Origin of the sequence: Cobetia sp. 29-18-1, assembly GCF_029846405.1 — a bacterium.
GTDB lineage: Bacteria > Pseudomonadota > Gammaproteobacteria > Pseudomonadales > Halomonadaceae > Cobetia > Cobetia amphilecti.
The window spans coordinates 1-10,513 of record NZ_JARWKS010000037.1 but is presented as its reverse complement, the minus strand read 5'-3'; the positions used below and the strand labels follow the sequence as shown (position 1 = coordinate 10,513).

The 10,513-nt window shown below is 62.9% G+C and carries 14 protein-coding genes; 2 read left to right on the top strand and 12 right to left on the bottom strand.

All coding sequences use genetic code 11. The features are described 5' to 3' along the window. Positions 1-24: 24 nt before the first annotated feature. From QD208_RS17365 to QD208_RS17310, 12 genes are all read right to left on the bottom strand, one after another. Positions 25-477: a hypothetical protein gene (locus QD208_RS17365; protein WP_279837662.1), complete on the bottom strand. Its 453-nt coding sequence runs from the start codon at positions 475-477 to the stop codon at positions 25-27. 81 nt (positions 478-558) lie between these two features. Further along, positions 559-1,311: a hypothetical protein gene (locus QD208_RS17360; RefSeq protein ID WP_279837661.1), complete on the bottom strand. Its 753-nt coding sequence runs from the start codon at positions 1,309-1,311 to the stop codon at positions 559-561. A 52-nt stretch (positions 1,312-1,363) separates the two neighbouring features. Next, positions 1,364-1,858, bottom strand: a complete 495-nt coding sequence (locus tag QD208_RS17355) for a hypothetical protein (RefSeq protein WP_279837660.1) — start codon at positions 1,856-1,858, stop codon at positions 1,364-1,366. A gap of 27 nt (positions 1,859-1,885) precedes the next feature. Next, positions 1,886-2,494, bottom strand: a complete 609-nt coding sequence (locus QD208_RS17350) for a phage tail protein (protein ID WP_213114943.1) — start codon at positions 2,492-2,494, stop codon at positions 1,886-1,888. Between the two features lie 2 nt (positions 2,495-2,496). Beyond that, entirely contained in the window at positions 2,497-2,814 is a 318-nt protein-coding gene (locus QD208_RS17345; RefSeq protein ID WP_279837659.1) for a hypothetical protein, read from the bottom strand. 4 nt (positions 2,815-2,818) lie between these two features. Continuing rightward, on the bottom strand, positions 2,819-3,811 hold the full coding sequence (locus tag QD208_RS17340; protein WP_279837658.1) for a major capsid protein: 993 nt from the start codon (positions 3,809-3,811) through the stop codon (positions 2,819-2,821). A 99-nt stretch (positions 3,812-3,910) separates the two neighbouring features. After that, positions 3,911-4,327 carry a head decoration protein gene (locus QD208_RS17335; RefSeq protein WP_279837657.1) on the bottom strand — a complete coding sequence of 139 codons (417 nt, stop codon included), beginning with the start codon at positions 4,325-4,327 and terminating at the stop codon, positions 3,911-3,913. A gap of 21 nt (positions 4,328-4,348) precedes the next feature. Then, on the bottom strand, positions 4,349-5,428 hold the full coding sequence (locus QD208_RS17330) for a head maturation protease, ClpP-related (protein WP_279837655.1): 1,080 nt from the start codon (positions 5,426-5,428) through the stop codon (positions 4,349-4,351). A gap of 9 nt (positions 5,429-5,437) precedes the next feature. Next, positions 5,438-6,925: a phage portal protein gene (locus tag QD208_RS17325; RefSeq protein ID WP_279837653.1), complete on the bottom strand. Its 1,488-nt coding sequence runs from the start codon at positions 6,923-6,925 to the stop codon at positions 5,438-5,440. A gap of 1 nt (position 6,926) precedes the next feature. Next, entirely contained in the window at positions 6,927-7,166 is a 240-nt protein-coding gene (locus QD208_RS17320; protein WP_144726147.1) for a phage tail protein, read from the bottom strand. A gap of 31 nt (positions 7,167-7,197) precedes the next feature. Continuing rightward, the gene (locus QD208_RS17315; protein ID WP_279837652.1) at positions 7,198-9,222 is read right to left on the bottom strand and encodes a terminase gpA endonuclease subunit; all 2,025 of its coding nucleotides are present in this window, start codon (positions 9,220-9,222) and stop codon (positions 7,198-7,200) included. 31 nt (positions 9,223-9,253) lie between these two features. After that, positions 9,254-9,754 (bottom strand): DUF1441 family protein, encoded by a 501-nt coding sequence (locus QD208_RS17310; protein WP_213114937.1) that lies wholly within the window; start codon positions 9,752-9,754, stop codon positions 9,254-9,256. A 251-nt stretch (positions 9,755-10,005) separates the two neighbouring features. On the opposite strand from QD208_RS17310, the gene QD208_RS17305 reads away from it, so the two are divergent. Beyond that, complete coding sequence (locus QD208_RS17305) at positions 10,006-10,227, top strand: DUF2188 domain-containing protein (protein ID WP_279837650.1); 222 nt, start codon at positions 10,006-10,008, stop codon at positions 10,225-10,227. Positions 10,228-10,306: 79 nt separating this feature from the next. Beyond that, positions 10,307-10,513, top strand: a 207-nt coding sequence (locus QD208_RS17300) for a hypothetical protein (protein WP_279837649.1), incomplete at its 3' end; no start/stop codon positions are given.

Below are 10,513 nucleotides of genomic sequence, written 5' to 3'. Positions count from 1 at the left end.
CCTGATCCGAGCTTAGACGACCCGTCAGGTGGTCCAAAGGATGGGGTCCACTTCATTACTCAGCCTACTATTTTCTGGTATCTTTCCATGTACTGTAAAAATAGTAGCAACCATCCCTAAGCCCATAGTGAGCATCCCTGAATAGAATATTGGCTGAGTATGTAGATTTATTTTATCAATACTGCTCAATACCATAATCGTCAATGCTACGACAACACCAATTAGTAGAGAAAAATATTTCCTGATCCATATAGAACATTGAGCATATAAATTATTTTCACTATTATTTCGATCCGCAATATATCTTACAGCCAAACCTAGCATTAGAATTATATTAGCAATAACTAGCACGACATATAATGCTAATGAGTCACTATCTTCGGAAAAAACTGTTACATGAAAGATCCATAACAATATTAAAATTTGAGTTACCACTGTCACAAAAGATACTGTTTTAAATAATGCTCTATTTTCCACATCACATCCCCTGGTTATTTAGCATGCTAAAATATAGTATAATTTTTTGAAAGCCAAGAGAAATACTCTTGGCTTTCATACTTAGCGCGCCATGGCTACCTTGAAGTAGCGCGACACGCCGGCACCGACCTTGCTGGAATCGACCAGCAGGCTGCCATCGAGCGCCAGCTCGCCAAAATCGTCACCGATCAGCGCCAGGCCAGTGGTCGGGCTGAACTTGACGCGGTGCGCGGTAACGGTCACAGCGCGGCCGCTCTCGGCTTCGTTCAAGCCATCGAACACCAATTCGTATTCGTCACCGCTGCCGGTCATGGCCTCGATCACGTCTGCAGCGGCACTGGTGTAGTCGATGGCCACGTCAGTGCCCTCAGTGATGCCGCCATCCTCGAGCACGTAGACGCCCGCGCCGGTGATCTCGTAATCGACATCCTCGATGGCCACATCACCCGCGCCATCGGGGTCGATGGTGACAGTGATGCTCTCGGTGCGGTCGGGCGTTTTCTTGAGCACCAGCAGGGTGCCAGGGTAGGCGGTGTGGCGCTCGTCAGTGATGGGGGCGCTCTGCACCTCGGAGCGGGTGCCGCGTAGCGCCATCGCCACATTGTCGGGGCGCAGCTCCAGCATGGTGATGCTCGATCCCACACTGCTGACGCGCTGGATCTCGTTGGCGTTGCCGCCACCGGCCTGGGTGTAGTCGGATTGGGTCAGGGTGTCCGTCTCGACAGAGAACTCGAGGGTGGAACAGTTGCCGACTTGCTTGAGGCCGCCACCGCTTGAGCGGTTGCGCAGATACACCATGCCTTTGCCAAGGTAGCTATAGGTTTTCGTGGCCATGTTGTGGCTCTCCAGATATGCGGGGTGGTGGGTGTCATGCAGTGGTGCGCGATCAGGCGTAGCTCTCGACGCACTCCATGGTCACTGGCATGGATGCCAGGGCGTAGCGGGAATCCTCAGCCAGCGCGTACTCGGCCGCGCCCAGGGTCATGCCGTTGTGTTTGAGCACGCGCGTCAGATCATCGCCCTGGTCCATCAGCAGGCACCGGCGCAGATCGGCCAGCCCTGCCTCGATTGCCATCTCGCCGGCGGTCGCATCGCCCTCAGTGCGTGGCAACGCATCGACCACCAGCACCAGGCGTGCATCGACGCTGAGAATGGCGCGATCTTGCCGCGTGCTGCTGGGGCGCTCGGTGTCAGACTGCAGCGCCAGAATCGGCACATGCTGGCGAGCATTCATCGCCAGAATCCAGAATCCCCGCCAGATGCTCAGGCCGAGATCGGTGTGGTAGCCATTGGCGCGCGTGATGCTGGCCAGCCTGGCCTGCAGCGCGTGCATGGCTTGTGTCGTGATAGGCAGCTCAGGCGCTGCCAGCGAGTCGGGCATGGTGGCCTCTCAGAGAATGGGGCAGGGTCAGCTCAGGCGATCAAACTGCCTGATGAACTCATCAGCGGCATGCTGCATGGCTTGGGGCGCGACAGTGCTGCGCACGTCAGACCACACCTGGAGCACGCTTGGCCCATACAACACGCGGTAGTCATTGCGGCCATCGCCAGTACGCACCACGGGTGCCCACTGGCCTGATCCGGCCAGCCGCACCCAGAACGCACCGGCGAGCCGCTTGGTGCCGCCGCCAGTCTTGATCTTGACGCCCTTGGTGCCGGCCGCCTTGCGCCCCGCTTGAATCCCGCGAGCGGGGTCACCAGTCAGCCCGCGCCGGCCCTTGGCCTTCACGGTACGGATCTTGGCCCCGTAGCGTGTCAGCAGGACCGCGCGAGGATTGGCCGCAATCCGCGTCGTGAGATCCGTCGAGGTGGCGAAGGTGCGCACCTTGAGATTGTCATTCACATAGCCGGCAGATAGCGCCACCTGCTGGCGTATCGCGGCGCTGCCCAAGGTTCGGGCCCGCCGCGCGGCTGAGTTGAGCGCGAGCTGCGCCGCCTTGGCCGCCGCCTTGGGTGCCAGGCGGTAGGCGTCAGCAACGCCCTCGAGGTCGCGCAGATCCAGGCTTGTCGCTGCCATTGTCAGTACCTCGAGGCTGTCCAGCGCTGCTCGAATCCGTCGTCGCCAATTGGCTCGAGCAGCGTCCAGCGGTCATCGGGTTTGCCGGTGTCGATCAGCGTGCCCCGATCCACCCGCCCCACCTCCTCAGTGAGCACACCGATCTCACAGCGCGATTCCAGCACGATGCCGAAATCGTCAGTAATGGTGGCGTCACGGTCGATGATGATGCGGGTGGGAATGGGTGCGCCGCCACGCAGGGTAACGGTGGCGGGCACGCTGAGGCCGCCGACACCGAACAGCCGCCGGTTAGCGGCTGCCTCGATCTCGTCGATACTCATTGGCTTATGCCGTCTCGACCAAACGGATGCACGCGCCCGGGCGAGTGTTGAGAATGATCGGGTTGGACTGGGCCTCCAGCTCCATACCCTTGCCGTGCTTGAGGCGGTCGGTGCTGGAGTAGAACGGCAGGCCAATCGTGTTCACAGCCTCGACGTAATCGGCCGGCGCATAGTGCGCGAGGAACATGTCAGGCACGCCCATCGGGATCACGATAGCCTCGCCGGTAGCGACAAAGGGCTGGCCGGCGACATTGCCCACGGCGCGCTCCCAGGTGATGCCGCCGAACTCGAAGGCATCGCGGCCATCGCCGCGCAGCTTCTCGGCTTTCTGGTAGATATACGCCTCGCGCACGCTTGGATTGCTGATCAGCTTGCGCCAGAAGCTGCGCCCACAGAACGCATGCCCACTGGTGTAAGGCTGCATCTTGAGCGCATCCTCGATGTGCTCGCTTACGTCCAGAGCCTTGGCCTGCACGTCAGTGCCCTCAGAGCTGAGCGCCATTTTCACGGTCTTTTGCTGAATGCCAAAGGCGCTATAGAGATCCGTCAGCACGGTCTTGCCGTCAGCGTCCAGAATCTTGCCTTTCAGCGCGCCCATGCGCTGCCACTCGAGGGTGGCGTCGATACGGCGCGCCATCCGGCCCAGCTTCGTATTGACCACCTGCTGCACGCCCTCGAGCTGATCCTCGCTGCCGAAGGCACGCACGTTCTGCACTTCATCCGCGAGGATGGTGTCAGTCACCGGCAGGTGTACCGCATTGAAGGTGACGCCGGTGCGCTTGTTGCTCTTGAGCGGGTCAGCCGGTGCGCCACGCTCGCCAGCCGGCACCAGCGCCAGGGTGTCGCCGTCACGCTCGACGGTGGCGGTGGTAGTGGCAATGCCGGTTTCTTCAAAGATGCCCAGCTGGCCCAGGCGAGACGGCACGTAATCGGCTTCGTTGATCGAGGCCGTCAGGCTGCCGATTGAGAAGATGTCGGATTCAAAAATATCGGGCATGTCGCCCTCCTTGAGATGTCGGGTACGGTCGGGGTCGTGCGCTAGAAACGACAACGCCGCCCAGTGGGCGGCGCATCAGACGGTGTGAGTGCGGGTCAGTTATTCGGCGGCTGGCTCACCAGCGAGGATCACGCCCGCCGGCATATCGACACCGCGCAGGATGATGCCGGCCTGGGTGAGCGCGGTATTCATCGCGCCCAGCTGGTCATCGGTCATGTCGGCCGCCCAGGTGACGCCGGTGCCATTCACCTCGCAATCGCGCACATGCGCGACAGCCGGCACCGGCCCCTCGCGGGCGTCTGCCGGTCCATAGAGGATGCCAGCAGCGATCTGGGTGCCATCACTGGCAGTCGGGTCATGCGCCACATAGGTGCCATCGGCGGTCATGGCCAGCACGGTGCCGGCCGCCAGTACGCCAGACGCGATCACAATCGACTCGCGCGAGCGAGAGCCGGCAGCCTCGGAAAGTACGTGCTCGCCGGTACGGGCCGGCTCGGTGTGTTGAATCGGGGTCATGATGCTCTCCAGGTGGTGCGGTTAGGATGCGCTGCGAGCGCGGCGGCGGGCATAGATGCCCTGGGTGTCGATGCCGGCACGCTGGCCACCCTCGGGCGAGTGGCTGGAATGCACGCCGGCGCTCGAGGCAGCGGCCACGTCGAAAACATATTCGCGGGCGGTATCGGTCTGCATGTCGCTGCTGACCAGCTTGGCCATCAGCTGGTGCTGGCCGGTGGTGGTGCAGGTGTCGATGATGGCGACCACGCGCTCGCGTTCAGCTGCGACAGCCTCGCGCTGCAGGGCAGCGGTATCAGGTGCCGGCGAGGTGGCCGGCTTGTCGCGCCAGGCGAGGATCTGATCGCCCAGCTCAGCGGCGCGGGCCTCGGCCTGGGCCGGCTCGATGTCGAAGGCCAGCGCCAGGGCATCGGCGGCGCTCATGGCGCTGGGTGCCGGTGCCGGCTGCGCCGGTGCCGGCTGCGCCGGTGCGCGCTGCTGCTCGAGGTGATGCTGGGCAGATCGGCCGGCAGCGGCCAGGGCGCGGGAATAATCGCCAATCGAGGCGGCCGCCTTAATGTCAGCCTCCACGGCGTCGATCAGACCCAGCGCCATGGCGTCCTCGCCAGTCATCCAGGTTTCTGCGCGCATCGCCTCCTGAATCTCGGCGCGGCGCGGCTCGCCGGCACGCGCGACGAACAGCTCGCAGATGCCATTGCGGATAGTGTCGAGATCATCCGCGAGCTTGCGCATCTCGCTGGCGTTGCCCATGGCAACGGTCCACGGGTCGTGGATCATCAGCAGCGAGCCGGTGGCCATCTCGCGGCGATCCCCGCCCATGGCGATGGTCGCGGCGATAGAGGCAGCGATGCCCTCCACGCGCGTGGTTACCTGGGCCTTATGGCCGCGCAGATAGTTGGCGATAGCGATGCCATCGGCCACGTCGCCGCCAGGCGAGTTGATGTGCACGGTCAGTGCCTCGACATCGCCCAGCGACGCGATGGCGTTGATAAACGCGCTGGCCGTGGTGCCGTCACCGCTCCACCAGTCGATGCCGATCTGGTCATTGATCCACACGTCAGCGTGACGGCCATCGGCGGCCGCCTGAACTTCAAACCATTTCATGGTGATTCCTCATTGGTCGGGGTCGGCGTCAGGGTCTGGGTCGTTCGCCTGCGCGGTGCCGTTCTTGGCCACGCGGCGCGGATCGGAATCGAGCACCAGCCCCTGGTCATCTGCGCTCACGTTGCCGCGCGCGATCTCTTTGTCGAGCTGATCGAGCGACCAGCCGCGCTCTGCTGCCGCCTCACCGCGAGGCTTGAAGCCGGCGCGCACCTCCATCAAATCGGCGGTGACCTCCTTCACGGGGTCCACCCACTGCCATTTGGGCGCGATCCAGTCGATGGCCAGCAGATCCGCGCGGCGGCGTGCATAGTCAGGAATGACCAGCGCCCCGCTGCTGACGGCGGTATCGAGCCACTTGGCCGCGATAGGCCGGCACCACTTGTGGATCACCAGATCGGCCTGCAGCATCTCAGCCCGCCGGCGGAACTCCAGCAGCCCCGCGCGGATCGAGGAATAGTTGACACCCTGCAGATCGCCGGTCAGCTGCTCATGCGTCAGGCCGGCACCGCGCGCCACCGCGTGCATCTCGGTGCGCAGCCAGTTGGTGTAACTGCTGCCAATGTCGGGCGGGTCGGAGAATGTCACCTCCTCGCCATCCTCCAGGTAGTGGATGCCGCCAGGCTCGAAGGCGTCTATGCCCTCGCCTGGCTCGCCATCCTCGACATGGGTGCCAAAGAATGGCCCTTCATCCTCGGGGTCGGCATCGGCCTTGCGCTTGACGAATGCCCCGAACAGCTGCGCCAGTTTCTGGCGCGCGAGGGTGGCATCCTGCATGGCGTCGATTTCATAGAGCCGCACGATCACGCTGGTCAGCTCGGGCACGCCGCGCAGCTGGCCAGGGCGGGTGCGCCGGAACAGGTGCAGCACCTGATCGGCCGGCACCGGCACGCGAGTATTGATCTGCGCGGTCAACTTCTCGGCAGGGTGGTAGCGCCACAGATGGTAGGCGCGGCGCTGGCCGATGCCGTCCATCTCGATGCCCATTTTGATTACGCGGCCGCTGAGGGTCGTGGAGTGGCTGGCGTCCAGATGGTCTGCCTCGATCACCTGGATCTGCAGCGGGACGATCAGGCCGTCGCTGATGCGGCGATAGCGGAAACGCCCCAGCACCTCGCCGGCCTCGAATTGGCTGCCAATCGCCAGCGCCTGCAGGCCATAGAAGCTGTCCAGGTCATCGGCGTCAGCCTCGCCGGCCCAGCGATCCCATAACGCCTGGATCTCAGGATCTGACCACTGGGGTCTGATGCCGGTGCCCACCAGGTTGGCCACGTAGCTCTCGCGCGCGCCGCTGGCGTATGCGTTGTTGCGTACCGCATGGCGCGAGCGCGACTTGAGCAGCGGCAGCGAGTGAGCAATGGCGGCATTGGGGCCGGTGGTGGTCACGCCCCGCCCTGCCATGCGCCGGCCCTGGCTGGCCCCTTCATAGGCGCTCGCCTTGATCCCCAGCCGCGAGGCGGCGCGGCGCATGCCCCGCGAGAGGGTGCTGATCACGCCCATATCACAGCCCCTTAGATGTCGTGGTGTAGCGGGTGCGGGATCTCAGCCGGCGGCCGATATGCGAGGCGCTGGCCACGTCTGCCGCGATGGTGCGCTCCAGCTCGCGCAGCTTGTCGATGTCGGCATCTGCATAGCTCAGCGTTTTGCCGTTGGCCGTGCGAAACGATGTCACCCGCTGGCCGGTGGCCAGGTCGAGCACCGCCTGGCGAACGCGGGCGAGATCATCAGCGGTATATGCCATGGGGTAGGCTCCAAAGGTTGCCGGCCACGCCCTATAGGCGCGACTTGACCACCCGCCGGCGCTTGCGCGCGGCCGGTGGCTTGGGTTGAGTGGCAGCGGGTGCGGCAGCTGGCGACTGCGAGATCAGCGCGTTGTCATCCCAGGCGGCCGCCCAGGGCGGCGGCGCGCTCCAGTCGATGCGCTCGCCTTTCATCAGGATGAACAGCGCCAGGTTGTACACGCACAGATCAAACGCCTCATTGGGTCGCTTGCCTGGCTTGCGCCATTTGCCGCTCGCGGGGTCGCGGATCTCATACGTCAATTCGTCATACCACCAGCGCCCCAGCCAGCTGGGTGTGTGCAGGTAGCCCGCGCCGGCGTTGTCGCGGTCCATCATCGCGGCGACGGCATCTTTCAGCAGATCGGTGCCCAGCAGGTAGAGCGGCACGTCACCGCGCGCAGTGGATTGGCGCGACTTGCGGCCGGTGTTGTCCGGCCATGTCTTGCGCACCCGCGAGCTGCCGCGCGTGCTCGACCCTTTGACCAGGAAGGCGCGCGACTGCAGGCCATCGCGGCGCAGCCGGCGGTGCCAGTCATACGCCTGGCTGGTCACGCTCTCCTCGCCCTCGCCCTCGCCGCCGGTATCCACCGCGATGGATGCCACCGGCATGCGGCGGCCGCTGCCGTCCTCGAGCTTATAGCTGCGCAGCAGCACGTCACGGGTCAACAGATCCCAGTCCTCTGGCTGGGTGGCTGGCGAGATGGGCCGCGGCGCCTGATCGTTGTCGGGCCCGCGGTCCTCTTTGATGTTGAAACGGTCGATCACCCAGCACTCGCGGTGCGCGCCCCAGCCCTGGATTTGCACGACAAAGCGGCGATCCTTGCCGCCCTGCACATCCACAGCAGCGGTCAGGAATCGCACGCCCTGGGGCACGGTGCGGCGTTGGTAATCCTCGGAGCGATCAGCCAGCCGCCCGCTCGAGCGTTGCGTGGCTGCGCGCCGGCGCAGATACGGCCGGCCCCAATCGGTGTTTATCACCGCCTTTAGCGTTTCCTGGCTGTCAGTCTGCTGGTAAGTCTCCTCGGCACGCCTGAGCTTTTCATTCAGCGACGCCCAGGACTGGAAGGCAGCCGCCGGCCCCTCCATCCAGAATGACGCGATACGCGAGCGGCGCGGGGTGCCGATCATCTCGCCGGCCTCATTGAGCTGGGCACCCTCGGGCACCCAGCGGCCGGCCAGGTTGAGCTGACGCTTAGCAGCGGGGTCGATCTCGGTGCCGCAATGCGGGCAGAACACGCACCCCGCCTGCCGCGAGAAATTGTCCATCACCGGCGGGAACCACTGCCGGCAGTGCGCCTCGGGGCATTGCCAGTACCAGAGCCGCCGGTCGCCGGCGTTGAACAGATCCAGAATGCCGGTGGTGGGCGGTGCCATGTGCGGGGCATCATCCGGTCGCCGCCAGTCGGGATCGGTGATCTCGCGTCCTGGCGAGGACTCGGCCAGCGTCATGCCGGTGGAGCCAAATGTCTGGGTGCGCTTGCTGGCGAGCAGGAAGGCGCTACCCTCGCCATCCACGTCATCGGGCAGGCGGTCGAAATCGGTGATCAGGACGAACTGATAATCGCTCGAGGCAAGGACGTTCTTTGACGGCCATTTGATGCCCAGGTAGTTGCCGGCGCGGAATGTCTTGTCATGTACGTTGTTATCGTGGCCGCGCGGACTCATGCGCCCGACCAGGCGAGGCGAGTTGACCAGCATGCGGTCAATGCGTTTCTTGCTGAACTCGCGGGCCTTCTCCTCACTGATCTGCACGATCAGGCCATCACCTGGATCGCACTCGATCTTGTACGCGACATAACCATCCACCAGGGCATTGGTCTTGCCGGTACGCGCGGGGCCGACAAAGATCACGGCGTCATATAGCCGCGATCCCATGCAATCCAGCGGCTCGCGCATATAAGGGGTGGTGTCTGCGCTCCAGTCGCGCACGGTGCCATCACCGCTGACCACCTTCATGACCTCGGCCGCTGACTCGCTGGGCTGGATGCGGCGAGGCGGCCGGATCAGCTCGGCCACGTCGCGCCGGATAGAGGCGGCACTGGCGGTGCTAGTCATCGGCGCTCTCTCCATCATCCGCGATTACTGCCTGATACATCTGCTCGCGCAGCGCGTCGGTCACCTGCTCCACCAGCTGGATGCTCTCGGGAGCCAGGCCGGCGTCGCGCTCCAGCATGTCGGCCAGCGAATCGAGGCCACTGGCCACCGCCTTGGCTAGCCGGCTCATCTCGCGGTGCGCATCCTCCACCGGCACCAGCAGGCGCAGCTGCTGCTCGAGCTTTACGCGCTCGGTTTCGGACTGATACCACGCCTTGCGATCCTGGGGCGGCAGATCATCGGGATCGCCGCCGGTGGCCCCGATCATGTCGGAGTAGAGTGCGGGGCCGACATCCGCCAGGGCATAGACGCTTGTGCTGCCACGCTGGCCGGCCGGCACTACGCCAGCGGCGCGCAGCCGCTTACGCACGGTGTCGCGGTGTAATCCGAAGGCGTCAGCAATGCGCGTGATATTCCAGTGGTACGCCTCTTTTAGTGCGCTGATGTCTGCCATGCGCTGGCCACCCTCTGCTGATCACGTCACTGCCGGAGCATCGGCACCATCGGCACCTCGAAAGTCAATAGCTATGCGGGATTGCGCGCGGTGCCGCTGCCGACGCTAGAAACCCGAAAAAATGCCGAGATCCGCGACTCTGCGCCCCCGTGGTCGCTAATCCAAAAGTGGTAAGGACCCACGAATTTTTGGCATTCGATGTATTCGTGAGCCAAATTAGATAAGGCATAACTACACAAGGAGGATTGAAAATGCCTACGAATGTTTGGGTAGCTGTCCACCCTAATGGATGGGCAGTGAAACGCGAGGGCTCTGAGAGAGCTACGCAAACCTTCAGTACACAGGCTGAAGCCATTGCGCACGGACGGGCTCTAGCTAAGAGAGATAAAGTCGAGTTCATTTTGCAGGGGCGTGATGGACAAATACGCAAGCGTGATAGTTATGGTAATGACCCGTATCCACCCAAGGGGTAAATATATAACCCTATTAATAAGAAATTAGCCACCACTAATACAAGATAGATAAACTTACTCTACCCAGGAGTTACTTATAATGTTTAGTTATCGCTTCTGCTCGCAAGGTGAGCTGGCACCTCACTTATCGCATACTGATCATTGCGAAGGATATGTTGTATACGACGTTGCATCAAATACTGAGTGGGCAGTGTTTCAAAGCTCAGATGCTGCGTATAAAGCCTGCGAAGAGCTTAAGGAAGCGATGATCAATTCGGTTCTGCGCGGTTTAAGCGCTCAGACTGGT